Raw genomic sequence first — 16,180 nt, forward strand, 5'->3', positions numbered from 1 at the left:
GCGCCTCCTCATACTTGCCGCAAGAATAGTAGCGGTGGCCAAATACATATAAGGCCTCAAGCTCATCGTCCGTGATCCCAATGACGCTAGCCAGGTCCGCGCGCCCTGCCACGAAGTCGATGGCGAGCTGTGCCAGCCGTTCGGTGTCTGTCGCATCACCACCATTCAATAGCTCACCGTCCGCCATCCTCATCATGTCACACTCTCTGTTGAGACGGCTTGGTGCTTGGAACATGCGACATTGATTGGGGGGCTGGCAGGATGTGACTGAGCGCCGCCTGCTCGTGCGCATACGCCCTTTGAAACGCTTCGTCCTGATCGGCGACAAATGCAGAAATTGAAGCGGCACTCATAGTGGTGTCGCCCAACGGGCAAGCACAACGGCCAAGTTGTTCGCGAGCCCGCGTCAAGAGACTATCCATCTGTGCGATGGTCTGTCGCGCAGCCTCCATCGTGTCATCGAGGTTCATTGCCCCTCCCAGACGGTCTCCTTGCCAACGCACCGTAGCGCCTGCAGGATTCGAAACCGCTTGCGCCACCAGCCCCGCTCAAGGGGCAACGACCTGCTCTCGGGGCCGGCCGCTCAAGGCCACCGACAGGCATCGTCTGCCGATGATAAGGTGTGCCAGAATCCCCTTCCTCACGACGAGAACGTTCCCGCAGCTGGCCCAATGGCATTCCTCCGTGTCCCGGTTGGATCAACCGCTCCGCAGGTCACTACTAGAGGCGGCACATGGCGCAAAATACGTGATCGCTATGAAGGCATAGTCGCCCGCGATGGATCGGTGCGTCTCAGCGCGAGCGCTTGAGACGGTGGCGCTAACCCGGAAATGCGTGTCGTTGCGTCAAATGAGTCGTTCGGCAAGAACTCGTCGCCGAGCCGTACGCATTTTTGGCCTTAAGCAGGTAACGATGAGGATCGCATTGACGGCGGATTGGGTTCTGCAGTCGCCTTGGACGAAACGCCGCGAGCAGCTCACACTTTGTGCCGGACCGAGCGGCTGACGGAGGGCGCCACTATCCATAGGCTACCGTTATGACTCCATGCCCGTATTGTATTGGCGCCGAGCGAGACGCCGAATTAGACCATCGTGAGAATAGATCGCTTGCAGCGCGCAACGCCACTCGGCAGACGGTCTTGTCATGTGGTGGCGAGGTGAGTGCTTGGTCACGGGACGTGTTGCGAGCGTGCGCCCTTTCGGAGCTCAGGCGCGATGTTTTCCCGGCGGAGGTCGGTGGCAGGACATGACATGGATGATCGGCAAACGACACATGACTCGGTTAGGGAAAGGGATTCGGCATCTATGTCTTTGTTGTCGACTTGTGCGACGCCCGACAGCCGCTCCCGCCTCCTGCGACGTCTCACGGAGACGGCATTCTTGGCTTGTGTCACGAGCGACGTGGTGAGGGCGAGGCGGATCGCGAAGGGACTTGAGGTCATTGCGCCGGGCAGCCGGGAGTGTGTCATTGCTTATGCGGTCGCAGATCTGACGGCAGGCGATGTTGCAGCAGCGCTGGAACGCCTCGATCCTCTTGCCAAAGCAAATGATGCATATGGGATGGCATTTCAGGCCGTGGCTCTTGGGCTTAATGGACGCCTAAGCGAACGCGATACTGTGCTCAGGAGCCTGCCAAGCGGCGAGCCCGGCCTCGAGGGGTTCCTCACAGCCTTGGGCCAGACCGAGCCAGCCCATACCGCAGGAAAGGACATCTAATGAGCAGCGTAGGTAGTATCCTCCCGCAAACAGGGCCAGCCTTTTTGGCGGTCGAGATGCCAGTCACATCGAAAGTATCGGCTGAATCCGTCGAGGCGTTTCGAGCCGCACTCGAGCCGCCTGTGCCATCGCAGCGAGCTGACGAACCGCTGATCATGGCTGGAGGCGAGCTGACGGAGGAGGGAGGGGGGGCGCTCGTTCCTCGCCTCTCCGATGATATCCTCAGTGGCATGGAAAAACTGAGCGCCGGTTTTGCAGAATCCATGCAAGGCGTGCGCAGGGCCGCCGAAGGCATGAACGCGGGGAGCATCCGCTCGGCTGAGTGGCTCGATGCGCAGGTCCAGCTGTCAGCTATGAGCCTGCAATACGACACTGTGACCAAGGTGCTTGGGAAGGCGACCCACGCTCTCGACACTTTCCTGAGCGGCCAATGAGCCACGGTGACGCGGGGCGTGGTTTTTGTATTGAAGCGGGCGGTGGCACTTCTGGTGCTATTCACGCTGGTCGGCTGCGGATCGAAGATCGAGCTCTATCGCAACCTTTCAGCGCGCGAGGCCAACGAAATGCTTGCATTGCTTCTGCGGCAAGGCATCCACGCGGAACGGACGGCCGAGACCGGCGGCACGACCTCGCTCGTGGTGCCAACAGAGGACGTGCCGCGTGCCATGGCTGTGTTGGACAGCGCCGGGTGGCCTCGCGATCATTTCGCCGATATGGGCACTCTCTTCAAGAAGGACCGGATGATCTCATCGGACACAGAAGAGCGTGTGCGCTACACTTATGGTGTCACACAGGAGCTTTCGCAGACTCTGTCCATTATCGACGGCGTGCTCAATGCCCGGGTGCACGCGGTCTTGCCGGAAAGCGCGAGTGACGATCGTAGTCCACCCGCCCCGCCAACTGCCGCTGTGCTCGTCCGTTACAAGCCCGGTGCCCCGATCGATCAGGTCGTGCCGAAGATCAAGGAGCTGGTCGCAAATAGCTTGAAGGGCGTGTCCTATGATCGGGTCTCCGTTGCCCTTGTAGAGGCCAATCAGGACAATACCACGCTTCGTCGAACGGAAGTGACTGCCGGGGCGTCAGAACGTAGCGACTCATCGCGCCTCTTGATCGGCCTCGTCGGCGGCATGGCGGCATCGCTGATTGGCAATGCAGTGCTCGTCTGTCTCATATGGCGGCGGCGCTTTAGCCATAGGAACGGTATGGCAGCGTCATGAACTTCGGCGAAGCGAACAATCAGACTATGCTCGCAATGAGCTCAGCAACAATCTCGGATGAATGGCTTGATACGTCGTGGGCGGGAGCGATGATGCGCTGCATCGCCGATCCTGCGGCCGATTTCGATGATACAATAGCGTTCGATTGGCCCGAATGGATGCCTCTGGACCTCGCTCAGTCCGACCCGTTTATTCGCGTCAAGCTTGGACGTTGGCTGCTTCGTGGCCAAGGTGGTGAAGCGTCCGCGATTATTTCGGCCGGCAACGCACCACGAACCCGGCTCGCATTTCTGCCGACGCCGGACGCTGCACGCCTTATCTGCCTCGCTGGAGCTTGGACCGGCGTGTCCAGCCTCATCGGCCTTCTTCGGACGGCCGATGTTTTGGCGGCACGCGCCGTTCTCGGAGAAGAGGCCTTGGCATTCGTTTCGCATGCCGCCCTGCTACCGCGACCGACCGCCGAACTGATGTCCGCGGTCAGCGCTTCCGAGATGCCGGCTGCGCCTAATGCATTCCTCTACCGCGGTGCGGCGACGTTCGGCCTTGCGATAGGCGCCATCCCACATGGGCTGCGCGCCCGACTACGATTGCGCCGACCTGCAGCGATCTGGATGGTGGTGGCGGACGCCTGCCGTGACGACAGTGCCGGCGAAGATGCCTTTCGTGCGATGCGGCGCCTGGCCCGCAAAAAGATGCCAACATGGTCGCATTGGTTCAACTGACGTCTGGCAGGGTCCGCATCCTCGGCCCAGGGCGAGTCCTGCCGGCAGAAAACGCACAGACGATCGTGGACGCGGAGCAATTGCTCGCTCAGGCGCGACGCGATGCGGACGCGCTCGTGGATGGGGCGCGCGAAAGCGCAGGGATGATCGAGACGGCAGCCAAGGAAGCCGCGCTGACAGCGGCGCAAGCGACCATCGAACAACGTTTGACCGCGATCGCCGTGGCGTCTCTGTGGATCATGGAGGAGAATCAAGAGCGGATTGTCGACATGGGCCTACAGATCGCACGTCGGGTAATCGATACCATCGCGCCGGATGATGCGGCGGTGCGGATCGCTTTGAATAGCCTCAAATTCACAGGTCATAGCTCCCTCGTCCGCTTACGCGTGGCACCGGCGCATGTCGAAACAGTTCGCAGACAATTGAACGAACTGCTCTCGACGGCGACGTCGCGCGCCGTCGTCGAAGTAATTTCTGATCCGCGTGTCAAAGATGCCGGCTGCATCCTTGAGACCGATGCTGGACTGGTCGACGCCACGATCGAAAGCCAATTAGCGGCGATCGAAGCCGGCCTGCGCAGCAGCCTAAAGGCCTCTGCAACGTGACTTCCGAGCGACCCGAGCAGCCAACGGCAGTCACCGCCATTCATTCTTCGCACGACGGCATCGATCGCTTGTTCCAGCTTGCTCGCACAGTGGTGGCGCAGACGTCGGCAATGCGCGTCCGCGGCCGAGTCCTTCAAATCGTCGGGACAATCATCCGTGCAACGGCACCTCGCGCCCGCATAGGCGACCTGTGCACGCTCCGCAACCCCGAGAACAACTGTGAATTGTCCGCGGAAGTCATCGGGTTCCAGCACGACATCGCCATTCTAACACCGCTTGGCGAAACACAGGGGCTTTCTACCCTCACTGAGGTGATCCCGATGGGAGAGCCTCTGACAGCACCCGCGGGCTGGAACCTTCTTGGCCGGGTGCTTGACGGTCTCGGCCGCCCTCTCGACACATCCACTCATGGGCCCCTGCTTCCAGACGCCCGCGTGCCAGTCCAAAGCGAGGCACCGGATCCCTTGACCCGGCGCATAATTGATCGCGCTCTTCCAGTCGGCATACGGGCGATCGATGGTCTTTTGACGTGCGGGGAAGGCCAGCGCATGGGCATCTTTGCCGCGGCGGGCGGCGGCAAGAGCACACTGCTGTCGATGCTGGTGCGTAGTGCGGCGGTTGACGTGACAGTGATAGCGCTGATTGGCGAGCGTGGCCGAGAGGTGAAGGAGTTCATCGAACACGATCTCGGCTCAGAAGCGCGACGGAGATCAGTTCTTGTCGTTGCGACCTCCGATCGTTCCGCGATGGAGCGGGTGAAGGCGGCCTACGTGGCGACGGCGATCGCAGAATGGTATCGAGATCGGGGACAGCGTGTGCTGCTTCTCATGGATTCGGTAACGCGCTTTGCGCGCGCCCAGAGGCAGATTGGTCTGGCGGCCGGCGAACCGGCCACCGCGCGTGGTTTCCCGCCCTCAGTCTTTGCAACCTTGCCGCAGCTCGTGGAACGCGCCGGCAACAACGATCGTGGATCGATAACCGCGTTTTACACCGTGCTTGTCGAGGGCGATGACGTCACCGAACCCCTGGCCGATGAAATCCGTTCCATCCTGGATGGCCACATTGTGCTCTCACGCACCTTGGCAACGTCGAACCACTATCCCGCTATCGATATTCTGGCAAGCGTCAGCCGTGCTATGAATGCTATCGTGTCGTCGCGGCATGAGAAATTAGCGGGTGAGCTGCGGGCCCTGCTAGCGAAATACCACGAGGTGGAACTATTGATACGGGTCGGCGAGTACAAGAAGGGAGCCGATCCGCACGCCGATACGGCTATCGCCAAGATAGAGAACATACGGGCGTTCCTGCGACAGCCAAGATGTGAACAAATTGGCTTCGACGCAATGCTTCAGGAGCTTGCCACGTGCCTCGCATAACTCCTAAGGCCGTACATCAATTGCTTGAGTTGAGAAAATTGCGGAGTCGCCGGGCCGACGAGACTCTACGAGTGCGGCAGTCAGCCATCGACAAATCCGATGCGGCTATCGAAGCGGCACTGACAATCCTTCGCACATGGCGGCAAGACCGGCCTCGTCTGGAACGCGAGATATACGATTTGCTGATCGGCAAAACCGTCGCTCTCAACGATCTTGAGGAGGCGAAGGCGAAGATGATCTCACTGCACGACCACGAACGGCTGCTCGAACGGCGCCTCGAGGAGGCACTGTCGGAAACCGAACAAGCCCGGCAGGCGCGTGAGGAAGCCTACAACGTCGCACGTAAGGCATATCGGGAGCTCGAGAAATGCGACAATCTGGTGCGTGCCTTGAACGCCGGCCCGCTCTAGGAGAAGGATCTCTGATCTATGGATCTAAGGAGCGGACCCTGCGGGTGCAGCCGTTGTGGGGCAGTTAGGCCTCAGAAGTTCTGTGTAGTAGCGCCTCTGTAAGAAGTTTGTGAGGTCAGCGAACAGACCCATCGGGGCCCTCCGATGAGCTTGCGACGCGCTTGCTGAACTGGGTGGCAAAACTGGCCATTGCGGTCATGTAACCGGTCGTCGCCAATGGTTCTCAGCATTTCTGCTGGCGAGAAAGAGCAGCGTCATCGCTGGCTAGTCATGGGCTGGTCGATGAGCGCGAGCATGATCGCCCGGTTGGTCGCGGATACACTATTAATGGCGATCCGACGCGGCGGGAAGCCGGTTGCGCTGCTGCATCCGAACCAGGACCGCCGTATGCCACCGAGGAGTTCCAGCCGCTGGCCGACAATGACATTGTCTCCACCATGAGCAGCCGGGGCAAAGTCCAAGACGACCCGCTGGAGGGCTTCTTTTCGTCACTCGAGACAGAGCCCACGGCGCGGGGACTTATCGAACGAGGAGCGATGCCAGAACTGATTTTTTCAATTAACCACCCAACGGTCTTGACGATGGGCTATCTCGGTTGGAGTTCTAATGCAAAGTTGGATTAGCCCACGGCGGAGTCCATCAAACCGGCTGCATCGACCCAAATCCTCGAGCCGGTCCATTCATCCCTTCTTTAATCTCTATGCCGCATCCGTGAACGAATTGATAGCCGCTCGCAAATCGTGCGCATGCTATACTCAATGTCGCTTAGTTCGGGAGGCTAGCCGCAGCGGCAAATCGGCTCACTTGCTAGCCATAAGCTAGTGTCCTGTCCCGGTAATTCGTGAGCAAAGTCGATGCAGTTTTTCGAGGATTGCGTCTGCCGTAGCGGTCCATCGGAAGGGCTGGCAGGTGGCGTTGTATGCCGTGACGAAGTGATCGATGTTCCGGACGAGTTGCTTAACATTGGAGAAAGAGCCGCGGCGGATCGCCTTGTCGGTGATCAACGCAAAGAAGCGCTCCACTTGGTTAAGCCAGGAACTGTAGGTGGGAATGAAGTGCATGTGCCAACGGGGCCTGATCGCGAGCCAAGCCCTGATCTTCGGGTGGTTGTGGGTCGCGTAATTGTGGATGATGCAGTGGATATCCAGCCCCATGGGAACCGCTTTATCGATCTCGCGCAGGAACGATAGGAATTCCTGATGCCGATGACGCGGCTTGCACCTGGCGAGCACCGTCCCATCAATCACATTCAGCGCTGCGAACAACGTGGTCGTCCCGTGGCGCTTGTAGTCGTGAGTAATGCCTTCGACGTAACCGAAGCCCATGGGCAGCATTGGTTGCGTGCGCTCCAAAGCTTGGCATTGACTCTTCTCATCGACACAGATCACCAAAGCGTTGTCGGGCGGGCTCAGATACAGCCCGACGACGTCGCGCAGCTTCTCGATGAAGAAAGGATCATTGAACAGCTTGAAGCCTTCAGAGCGATGCGGTTGCAAGCCGAACGTTCGGAAATAACGCTGTACGCTGGTCTTGGAGATGCCAGTTTCGGCAGCCACGGAGCGAACGCTCCAATGTGTGGAACCATCCGATGGCTTAGTGTGCAGCGTCGTTCTAATCAGCTGCGCCACGCGTTCGTCATCGATCGTTCTCGGCGCGCCTGGGCGAACATCGTCGTACAAGCCAGCCAGGCGCCGCTCAATGAAACGCGACCGCCACTTCCCGACCGTAGCATTGGTGAGTTGCATTCGTTGCGCGATCGCATTGTTGGGCTCGCCATCTGCACTACTCAGTATAATGCGCGCTCGACTGCTGAGCGCCGCGGGCAGCGAGCGGCTACGTGCAAACGTTTGAAGCTGCGAACGCTCTTGATCCGACAACACCAGATCTGCCTTGGGTCTGCCTATCGTCATCGCCATCTCCATCCCACAAGATCGCGAGAACGATGCAGAATTAATGCCAGTTATTTGCGGGACAGGACACTAGCCGAGCAGCATATAATTACTGAAGCTAGCGCTCAAGTCACCTGCAAACGCATGAGGGACACATGCAGCTGCGCAAACTCGATGGAATTCACTCAAGCCAATTCAACTCATCGGAGCCAGAGTGGCAGGCGGCCTGCTCCGCCGTGCCGCAGCAACCCGCAGGTGCAGCAACGTCAGGCCGAGTCCGCAATTGGCGCCGTGTCAGATATCGACTCCCGACGGTATTATCCTCAGGCCCATCCCGAGGACTTGAGCCTCGCCCAGGCGGCGATCCAGACCGCCATTGGACGAGGAATACAGCGATTGAACACGGCGGCGGATTATCTTGCGGCGCTGCGCAGACTGGCGAACCATCTCGGAGCGGTCGGCATGAGGATTGCTGCACTCGATCACGACGCGCTGGTCAATTACGTCAAACAGTTCTTCGCGAGTGACAGGCACATGAGGTTCGCTCTGCCCTGGCTGCGTCATCATCGTGAGCCCGGTGCTCCACCTCCTCTCAGGCGCCTACTCCCCTCGGAGGATGACGAGATGCTCATCGACGAGGCGATCAAGCAAGCTGCTAGGCGCCGGAGATGGGAACCCAAAACCGCAGAGGACTATGCTCGGGTTCTTCGCAGATTGTCGCAGGATCTCGCGTCGCGAGGGCAAACGATTGCTGCATTCGATCACAACGCGTTGGCCGCTCACGCTATGCAGACTGTACCAGATTTCGAAAAGACAAAGATTGGCCCGGCTCTGACGGCGCTTCGTGAGTATCGGCAACCATTGGAGGATCTCACCTCCGAGTCTCCGCCAAGGTTTGCTGCGGCGAAACGTTTGAAGGTAGCGGATCATCTAGGTCCATTGCCAGGCGCAAGTTGGAACACCGCAAACTTTTGCCAAGGCGTGCCATCAGCCCGCTCGCGAGCTGACAGTGCAAATCAGCCAAGCTCGCTCGCACTGGGGGAGTTCGAAGCATCGAACTCCAACCCGCCACATCACCCAGCTTACGAACCGACTCCGCTTCTTAGTCCATCACCGTACGTCTCTCTGAAATGGACCCCGATTTTGGGACCACTTGCTTAGTTGGAAGGGGCTGCTCCGTTTGATAGACGGAGCGCATGATGACGACGAAGACGAGACGCAAGATCGACGCGGCACTGAAGGCGAAGATCGCGCTGGAAGCCGTGCGGGAGCAAGCGACGGTGGCCGATCTGGCCCAGCGCTACGAGGTTCACCCGAACCAGATCTATGCCTGGAAGAAGCAACTGCTGGACCAGGCGGCCCGGGCCTTTGACGCGGGTGTCGGGCGGGAGAGCGAGGACGCGCGCGAACGCGAGATCGAGAAGCTGCACGCCAAGATTGGACAACTGACAGTCGAGCGCGATTTTTTAGCGCGGAGGTCCGGAAGATGAGCACGCCGGACCGTCGAGGAATGCTCGATCGCGCCGACATGGCGCTGTCGATCCGCCGGCAATGCATGTTACTTGGCATCGCGCGCTCTGGGGTCTACCGGCCGCCACGGCCGGCCAACGACAACGACCTTGCCCTGATGCGGCGCCTCGACGAGTTGTTCACCGCCTGGCCGTTCCTGGGCTCGCGGCGAATGACCGCGATGCTGAAGGCTGAGGGGCTTCAGGTCAATCGCAAGCGCGTGCAGCGGTTGATGCGCAAGATGGGCATTGCGGCGCTGGGACCAAGGCCGAACACTACGAGGCCGGCGCCGGGCCACAAGATCTATCCCTATCTGTTGCGCAACTTGACGATCGACCGGCCAAACCAGGTATGGGCGGCCGACATCACGTATCTGCCCATCGGCCGCGGCTTTCTTTATCTCGTCGCCATCATCGACTGGGCGAGCCGTGCGGTCCTGGCGTGGCGGTTGTCGAACACGATGGACGTCTCGTTCTGCGTGGCGGCTCTGGACGAGGCGCTGGCGAAGTATGGCACGCCGGAGATTTTCAACACTGACCAGGGCAGCCAGTTCACCAGTGCGGCCTTCACCGGCGCGTTGGCGGGCGCAGGGATCAAGATCTCCATGGATGGCCGTGGTCGTTGGATGGACAACGTCTTCATCGAGCGGCTGTGGCGGTCGCTCAAGCACGAGGACATCTATCTCAAGGGCTATGCCGACGGCCGCGAGGCCAAGGCAGGGGTCGCGAGCTGGATCGCCTTCTACAACGATCGTCGCCTTCATCAGGCGCACGGCTATCGCACGCCGATGGCGGTTTGGCGCGAGCGGATGCAGGCCGCGAAGGCTGTGGACATGGTGGACAACGCTGACGCGTTGACCACATGCCCACACCAACTGCAGCAGACAGAGACTCTGGCAGCGTGATAGAAACGGATCAGGAGCGGTCAGTTTCCAACTAACAAACCGGTTCAAGCGGTCCCGCTCCGCGGGTCCATTTCACTCCACACCTGCAGCACAGCAACCAACAGCCACAATCAGAGCAGCGCCAGACCGCATACGCAGTCGGCGCAATATCCGCAACTCGCGTCCGGAGGTATCGTCCTCAGGCCGCTGCCGAGGATCAAAGCCTCATCCAAGCAGCGGTCTAGGCAGCTGTTGCACGCGGGAAAATAGGACGGAGCACGGCCCGTGATTACACGAGAGTCCTTCTCAGTTTGGCGAATAATCTCAGGGCGCGCGGCCAGAACCTTGTTGCACTCGATCACGATGCCTTGGTCGCTCACGCCGATCAGTTCCTCGAGATAAGCCCTCGAATGCGTCGCGCGTTGACCATGCTTCGTAACTATCGAGAGCCCGATGTCTCAGCTCATCGCGGTCCTCGACGTCATACGTTCTCTCAGGACGACAAGCGTGTCATCGAGCGCGCGACTCATGCTGCCGTTGAAAAAGGACGTTCGTTGACTGCCGTTGACCGTTATTGCCGCAGTCTTCGCAGGTTTTCAGAAGTGCTCAATCGTAATGGCGAAGGAATCAGTACGCTAGATCATGGATCACTGATTGCGCGTGCTAAAGGACTATTCCCAGATGACGGAGCCCTCATCGACGGGCTGAAGATGATTCGTGATTCTTACAGTAGCGCCCCGGAGGCGGCCTCTCAGGCGATCGGCGTAAGGCAGCCGGACGATCGGGCGGTTCAATCGGCGGGGTCACGTGACGATTCAGAGGAAACACCGCGGGACTACTGGAAGCGGGTCTAGTCGTCGTTTCTTTTTAGCGACTGTGTCGTCAATTCCTGAATGATCGTTCTCTGCAGGCTCACAGTTCTTTCCTTGATCGGACTTCCGTATCCGTCCGGTGAAGCTTTCAATTACCCATAACTTTGACCACTCGGGCTGATCCGCCGATCGGCCAAATCTTGAATCGAAAGAATCACTTGTGATTCCTTGCTGAGCACCTGATTCGCGAGGGGTGCTCTATGGGGCTGACATTAAGGGATCGATCGGCAAAAGGCAGTTTGCGGTCCTTGAAAGGTGAATGTTGGATTGATCGAGAGAGTAGTGGATGCGAGTTTAGGGACGCGCGGCTCGGCGACAGATTCCGCAAACTGCTCACGCAGATTGGAAGCGCCATGGGACAAAGCATTCCGCTCGTCTGCCAGGATTGGGCGAATACCAAGGCAGCCTACCGGTTCTTCTCTAATGACCGGGTCAGCGAAGCGGACATTCTGGCCGGCCATTTCCAATCGACACATGATCGTGCCGCCGCTGAAGGTCTCGTTCTTGTGCTGCACGATACAACCGAGTTCACCTATCAACGCGAGAAGTCAGAAGCGATCGGCATCACCAAGAGCATAAACAGTGGACGGGATAAGGCGGGTCGCCTCAGATCGCACACGGTTTGCGGCATCCTGATGCATTCGAGCCTCGCGGTCACAATCGAGGGGGTGCCGCTGGGGTTGGCGGCAGTTAAGTTCTGGACCCGGAAGAAATTCAAGGGGACGGCCGCGCTTAAAAAGAAGATCAATCCGACCCGGATTCCCATCGAGAAAAAGGAAAGCGTCCGATGGTTGGAAAATCTCAAGCAGTCTACCCAACTCTTGGATCATCCGGGACGATGCATCCATATTGGCGATCGCGAGAGTGACATCTACGAGCTTTTCTGCGCGGCACAGGAGATCGGAACTCATTTCCTGATCAGGACCTGCGTCGACCGCTTGGCTGGAGACGGGAATCACACGATCGCCGACGAAATGGACGAGGTCGCCGTCAAAGGGCTCCATCGCATCGAAGTCAGAGACAGCAACGGCGATCCCGACCAGGCCGTTCTTGAGATCAGGTATCGCAAGATTCGCGTCCTGCCGCCGATCGGAAAGCAGAATCGCTATCCCGCTCTGACCCTGACGGTGATCCATGCTGAAGAGCGCGGGACGCCGAAAAACAGAAAGAAGATCGATTGGAAGCTGATCACCGACCTGCCCATTGGTTCCCGCACCGACGCCATTGAGAAGCTCGAATGGTATGGCTTGAGATGGAAGATCGAGGTGTTCCACAAGATCCTCAAATCGGGCTGCAAAGCTGAGGAGTCGAAGCTCAGGACCGCCCAGCGTTTGACCAACCTGATCTCGCTCTTTTGCATCCTGAGTTGGCGGGTCTTCTGGATGACGATGCTCAACCGTTCCGCCCCAGACACGCCGCCAACCGTCGCGTTGACCGCGACTGAAATCGGCGTGCTCGATCGCCTCGTCAACGACAAACCAAAAGCAAAAAAGAAAATGCTCTCGCACTATCTTATCAAGATCGCCCGGCTCGGCGGTTATCTCGCCCGCGCCAGCGATCCGCCTCCCGGCAATACCGTTATGTGGCGTGGGCTGTCACGCCTCACCGACATCGCGCTGGGCGCGACGGTTGGAGGAGAATTTGTGGGTAATTGAAAGCCGGTGAAGGCCGCCTTGCCGAATGAGGCATGTTGTTGAGAACTGTCCTTATGGACAGTGATAGACGCAGTGCCCAAGTCGAACGGCTTGGGGTGGTGGACACGGGCCGGCGGCGGCGCTGGTCCGAGGATGAGAAGCTCAAGATCGTCCTGGAGAGCTTACAGGCGCCGCGCCAAGTCGCGGCAACAGCGCGGCGGTATGGCGTTTCGCGCTCATTGCTGCTGCGATGGCGACGCTCGTTTCAGCCTAAGCCGAAGGATGCCGCCTCTCCAACGGGCTTCGTACCGGCGATGGTGGTTGCGGAATCAGGGCCCTCGCCTTGTTCGGTCGAGCCGGCCGGCAGCGGCGGGTCGATCGAGATCGAGTTTGCTGCCGGGGTTCGGATGCGGATCACGGGTACGGTCGACGCGGCGACGCTGAAGGCCGTCGTCGCGACGCTGGCAGATGGACGCCTACGGTGATCCCCATTGCGTCGGGCGTGCGGGTGTGGATTGCGACCGGCCACACTGATATGCGTCGCGGCATGAACTCGCTGGCCTTGCTGGTGCAGGAAGCATTCACGCGAGACCCGCACGGCGGCGACCTCTATGTGTTCCGTGGCAAAAGCGGCAAGCTGATCAAGATCCTTTGGCACGATGGACTGGGCATGTCGCTTTATGCCAAGCGGCTGGAGCGCGGCCGCTTCCTGTGGCCGTCGTCGACTGATGGCGTGGTGACAATCACCCCAGCCCAGCTTGGCTACCTGCTGGAAGGCATCGACTGGCGGCTGCCGCAACATACCTGGCGACCGCAGGCGGCTGGCTGATCGCTGGGATTTGAATCGGCGGCACGATCAGCGGTTCGGACAAAGACCGCGTCTTGTGATTCTCTGGTCGGCGATGGGCGCCGATGATTCTCTTCCCGACGATGTGACCACGCTGCAGGCGATGCTGCGCGCCGAGCGAGCGGCCCGGTTGGCCGCGGAAGCCGAGGCCCAGGCAGGGACCTTGGTGATCGAGAAGCTCAAACTCACGATCAAGAAGCTCCGGCACGAGCAGTTCGGACAGTCCTCCGAGCGGGGCGCATTGCTGGACCAACTCGAGCTACAGCTCGCCGACCTGGAGGAGAACGCGGCGCAGGCTGAGACCGCGGCGCAGATGGCAGCCGAGAAGATTGCGGTGCCATCGTTCGAGCGCCGCAAGCCGGCCCGCCGGCCGCTGCCGGAGCATTTGCCGCGGGAGCGCATTGTCTATCCGGTGTCTGCCACCTGCCCATGCTGCGGCGACAGCCGATTGCGCAAGATTGGCGAGGACGTGACCGAAACGCTGGAGCTCATTCCGCGCCAGTGGAAGGTGATCCAGCACGTGCGCGAGAAGCTCGTCTGCCGGGCCTGCGAAGCGATCACCCAGCCGCCGGCCCCCTCGCATCCGATTGCGCGCGGGCGTGCAGGGCCCAAGCTGCTGGTCCATGTTCTGTTTGCCAAGTACGGCCTGCACCTGCCGCTCAATCGTCAGAGCGACGTCTACCGGCGTGAAGGCATCGACCTCGACGTATCGACGCTCGCGGACTGGGTAGGTGCCTCCGCGGCAACCCTGATGCCTCTGTTAGATGCGATCCGGAGCCACGTCTTCGCAGCCGAGCGCATCCACGCGGATGACACCACGGTGCCGGTCCTGGCCAAGGGCAAGACGCGGACCGGCCGGCTCTGGACCTACGTCCGCGACGACCGTCCGTTTGCCGGCCCAGATCCGCCGACTGCCGTGTTCTTCTACTCGCCTGATCGTGGCGGCGCGCATCCGGAGCAGCATCTGGCGGGCTATGCCGGACTGATGCAGGCCGACGCCTACGCCGGCTTTGGCAGGCTCTACGAGGCCAATCGCAAGGGCGGCCCGATCATCGAGGCCGCGTGCTGGGCGCACGGCAGGCGCAAGTTCTTTGATCTCGCGCGGCTCAGCAAGGCGCCGATCGCGGCCGAGGCGGTCAAGCGCATCGACCTTCTGTTCGCCATCGAGCGCGAGATCAACGGTCTTACTGCGCAGGAGCGTTTGCGTGTGCGCCAGGAGCGTAGCCGCCCCCTGATCGGCGAGCTGGATGCGTGGTTGCGCGAGCAGCGCGCCAAGCTCTCCAGGAACAACGACACGACCAAGGCGATCAATTACTGCCTCAGCCGCTGGGATGCATTTAGCCGCTTCCTTGATGACGGACGGCTTTGCATGTCGAACAATGCTGCTGAGCGTGAGCTACGGGCGGTCGCCGTGGGGCGAAAAAATTGGACCTTCGCTGGGTCCGATGAGGGGGGCCGGCGTGCGGCTGCCATCTACAGCCTCATCGCCACCGCCAAGCTCAATGACATCGACCCACAGGCTTGGCTTGCCGACGTGCTGATGCGCTTACCGGATCATCCCGCCAAGCGCATCCACAAACTCATGCCCTGGAATTGGCGACCTCAGAACGTCGCTCACGCCGCATAAGCGCGATCAGCCTTCCGCCAAAAACGACCTGGCCGGCGGTCGTCGCCGGGTGCATACGGACTTCCCGCGGGAACTAAGAGCATTCGGAGGTATGGCACTTCATGTGAAGAGCACCATGTACGAGCTCGCAGGGAGTACTTCGAGTAGCTCGGCACCGTCCTTTCCGAATAGGGGCGCTTATCTCGAGAAACCACACGATTCCGGCTGCTCATCACTTGCCGGCGAACCGTGAGGGTCGACTCCGCCCGCCACCGACCAGCGGATCTGCCAGCGACATAGGCAGTCGGCCGTGAAGAATCTCCCAAGCGGTTGAGCGGGAGTCGATTTTTGGAGCGGAACGAGGTTTGAGATTGCAAGCTCTTTGGGTTCGAAGGCCCAAAGGCTTGCAATTTCATTTTTGCGATTCCGTCGAATCGCGGGTCGTGATTCCGTGCTCGCATCGGAGGGAACGATGCGACCCAAGGAACGACGGGACAGCGGACAGGCCGACCTTCTGCGCTCGCGGCTGGACGCGATCATCGACATGGACCATGCCCTGGTGCAGCTTTCGCGGACGATCGACTGGGCGTTCCTCGAGCAGAAGTTCGGCGCGGTCTACGAGGACAAGCCGGGCCGGCCGCCGCTGCCGACCCGGCTGATGGCGGGCCTGGCGATCCTCAAGCACACCTACGACCTCTCCGACGAGGTGCTGCGCGAGCGCTGGGTGGAGAACCCCTATTACCAGTTCTTCTGCGGCGAGGAGTTCTTCGTAAGCGCTTAGCCGCAACCCTATTGACACTGGCTTGACGTTTTGCGGAACCGCCACGGCATGAGGTCTTCGATTCTGTTATGGGGATGGCCGTCGATGATCGCCTCGAGTGTTTCGGCGATGTAG

Annotated in this window: 17 protein-coding genes and 1 pseudogene; 14 read left to right on the forward strand and 4 right to left on the reverse strand. The window is 60.1% G+C overall.

From position 1 onward, the window contains the following. Together ACZIRK_RS42800 and ACZIRK_RS42805 are read right to left on the reverse strand one after the other, a co-directional pair. Positions 1-196: hypothetical protein (locus ACZIRK_RS42800; protein WP_463703179.1), on the reverse strand; the 196-nt coding region annotated here is incomplete at its 3' end. Position 197: 1 nt separating this feature from the next. Beyond that, positions 198-470 carry a hypothetical protein gene (locus ACZIRK_RS42805; protein WP_130230739.1) on the reverse strand — a complete coding sequence of 91 codons (273 nt, stop codon included), beginning with the start codon at positions 468-470 and terminating at the stop codon, positions 198-200. Between the two features lie 909 nt (positions 471-1,379). On the opposite strand from ACZIRK_RS42805, the gene ACZIRK_RS42810 reads away from it, so the two are divergent. The 7 genes from ACZIRK_RS42810 (at position 1,380) to sctO (ending at position 6,045) form a co-directional block, all read left to right on the forward strand. Continuing rightward, on the forward strand, positions 1,380-1,715 hold the full coding sequence (locus ACZIRK_RS42810) for a hypothetical protein (protein WP_130230737.1): 336 nt from the start codon (positions 1,380-1,382) through the stop codon (positions 1,713-1,715). Positions 1,716-1,771: 56 nt separating this feature from the next. After that, the gene (locus tag ACZIRK_RS42815) at positions 1,772-2,149 is read left to right on the forward strand and encodes an EscI/YscI/HrpB family type III secretion system inner rod protein (RefSeq protein WP_165421512.1); all 378 of its coding nucleotides are present in this window, start codon (positions 1,772-1,774) and stop codon (positions 2,147-2,149) included. Positions 2,150-2,155: 6 nt separating this feature from the next. After that, positions 2,156-2,932 (forward strand): type III secretion system inner membrane ring lipoprotein SctJ, encoded by a 777-nt coding sequence (gene sctJ / locus ACZIRK_RS42820; protein WP_130230733.1) that lies wholly within the window; start codon positions 2,156-2,158, stop codon positions 2,930-2,932. Further along, entirely contained in the window at positions 2,929-3,654 is a 726-nt protein-coding gene (locus ACZIRK_RS42825; protein ID WP_130230731.1) for a hypothetical protein, read from the forward strand. The genes sctJ and ACZIRK_RS42825 overlap by 4 nt, the downstream gene beginning before the upstream one ends. Next, a complete protein-coding gene (locus ACZIRK_RS42830) occupies positions 3,633-4,259 on the forward strand; it encodes a FliH/SctL family protein (RefSeq protein ID WP_130230729.1) in 627 nt (208 codons plus the stop codon). Before ACZIRK_RS42825 ends, ACZIRK_RS42830 begins: the two co-directional genes overlap by 22 nt. Positions 4,260-4,369: 110 nt before the next feature. Continuing rightward, positions 4,370-5,635 carry a type III secretion system ATPase SctN gene (gene sctN / locus ACZIRK_RS42835; protein ID WP_245475129.1) on the forward strand — a complete coding sequence of 422 codons (1,266 nt, stop codon included), beginning with the start codon at positions 4,370-4,372 and terminating at the stop codon, positions 5,633-5,635. Continuing rightward, a complete protein-coding gene (gene sctO, locus ACZIRK_RS42840; protein WP_130230727.1) occupies positions 5,623-6,045 on the forward strand; it encodes a type III secretion system stalk subunit SctO in 423 nt (140 codons plus the stop codon). Before sctN ends, sctO begins: the two co-directional genes overlap by 13 nt. Before the next feature lie 818 nt (positions 6,046-6,863). On the opposite strand, the gene ACZIRK_RS42845 is transcribed toward sctO, so the two are convergent. After that, on the reverse strand, positions 6,864-7,955 hold the full coding sequence (locus ACZIRK_RS42845; protein ID WP_130230725.1) for an IS630 family transposase: 1,092 nt from the start codon (positions 7,953-7,955) through the stop codon (positions 6,864-6,866). A gap of 273 nt (positions 7,956-8,228) precedes the next feature. Next, a complete protein-coding gene (locus ACZIRK_RS42850) occupies positions 8,229-8,501 on the reverse strand; it encodes a hypothetical protein (protein WP_130230723.1) in 273 nt (90 codons plus the stop codon). Between the two features lie 632 nt (positions 8,502-9,133). On the opposite strand from ACZIRK_RS42850, the gene ACZIRK_RS42855 reads away from it, so the two are divergent. The 7 genes and pseudogenes from ACZIRK_RS42855 to ACZIRK_RS42885 all read left to right on the forward strand — a co-directional run. Beyond that, a protein-coding gene (locus tag ACZIRK_RS42855; protein WP_474419623.1) for an IS3 family transposase occupies positions 9,134-10,347 on the forward strand; the annotation gives its coding sequence in 2 pieces (ribosomal slippage) (positions 9,134-9,410 and positions 9,410-10,347; 1,215 coding nt in all). A gap of 290 nt (positions 10,348-10,637) precedes the next feature. Beyond that, positions 10,638-11,180, forward strand: a complete 543-nt coding sequence (locus tag ACZIRK_RS42860; protein ID WP_130231968.1) for a hypothetical protein — start codon at positions 10,638-10,640, stop codon at positions 11,178-11,180. 218 nt (positions 11,181-11,398) lie between these two features. Beyond that, positions 11,399-12,853, forward strand: coding sequence for an IS4 family transposase (locus tag ACZIRK_RS42865; protein ID WP_130231930.1), 1,455 nt, complete (start codon positions 11,399-11,401; stop codon positions 12,851-12,853). Between the two features lie 53 nt (positions 12,854-12,906). After that, positions 12,907-13,317, forward strand: a complete 411-nt coding sequence (gene tnpA, locus ACZIRK_RS42870) for an IS66-like element accessory protein TnpA (protein WP_130232059.1) — start codon at positions 12,907-12,909, stop codon at positions 13,315-13,317. Then, on the forward strand, positions 13,314-13,661 hold the full coding sequence (gene tnpB / locus ACZIRK_RS42875; protein ID WP_474419625.1) for an IS66 family insertion sequence element accessory protein TnpB: 348 nt from the start codon (positions 13,314-13,316) through the stop codon (positions 13,659-13,661). The genes tnpA and tnpB overlap by 4 nt, the downstream gene beginning before the upstream one ends. A gap of 73 nt (positions 13,662-13,734) precedes the next feature. Next, positions 13,735-15,306: an IS66 family transposase gene (gene tnpC, locus ACZIRK_RS42880; RefSeq protein WP_130231824.1), complete on the forward strand. Its 1,572-nt coding sequence runs from the start codon at positions 13,735-13,737 to the stop codon at positions 15,304-15,306. A gap of 451 nt (positions 15,307-15,757) precedes the next feature. Beyond that, a pseudogene (locus tag ACZIRK_RS42885) lies at positions 15,758-16,054 on the forward strand (transposase); the annotation flags it as partial. Positions 16,055-16,180 lie beyond the last annotated feature (126 nt).

Source organism: Bradyrhizobium sp. Leo114, from assembly GCF_055229415.2.

What these genes read in the sequence shown, in the direction of transcription:
- ACZIRK_RS42805 (WP_130230739.1), bottom strand. Translation starts at nt 470, where the DNA reads ATGAACCTCGATGACACGATGGAGGCTGCGCGACAGACCATCGCACAG.
- ACZIRK_RS42815 (WP_165421512.1), top strand. Translation starts at nt 1,772, where the DNA reads ATGCCAGTCACATCGAAAGTATCGGCTGAATCCGTCGAGGCGTTTCGA.
- ACZIRK_RS42825 (WP_130230731.1), top strand. Translation starts at nt 2,929, where the DNA reads ATGAACTTCGGCGAAGCGAACAATCAGACTATGCTCGCAATGAGCTCA.
- ACZIRK_RS42830 (WP_130230729.1), top strand. Translation starts at nt 3,633, where the DNA reads ATGGTCGCATTGGTTCAACTGACGTCTGGCAGGGTCCGCATCCTCGGC.
- sctN (WP_245475129.1), top strand. Translation starts at nt 4,370, where the DNA reads ATGCGCGTCCGCGGCCGAGTCCTTCAAATCGTCGGGACAATCATCCGT.
- ACZIRK_RS42845 (WP_130230725.1), bottom strand. Translation starts at nt 7,955, where the DNA reads ATGACGATAGGCAGACCCAAGGCAGATCTGGTGTTGTCGGATCAAGAG.
- ACZIRK_RS42850 (WP_130230723.1), bottom strand. Translation starts at nt 8,501, where the DNA reads ATGATGACGCAGCCAGGGCAGAGCGAACCTCATGTGCCTGTCACTCGC.
- ACZIRK_RS42865 (WP_130231930.1), top strand. Translation starts at nt 11,399, where the DNA reads ATGGGGCTGACATTAAGGGATCGATCGGCAAAAGGCAGTTTGCGGTCC.
- tnpA (WP_130232059.1), top strand. Translation starts at nt 12,907, where the DNA reads ATGGACAGTGATAGACGCAGTGCCCAAGTCGAACGGCTTGGGGTGGTG.
- tnpC (WP_130231824.1), top strand. Translation starts at nt 13,735, where the DNA reads ATGGGCGCCGATGATTCTCTTCCCGACGATGTGACCACGCTGCAGGCG.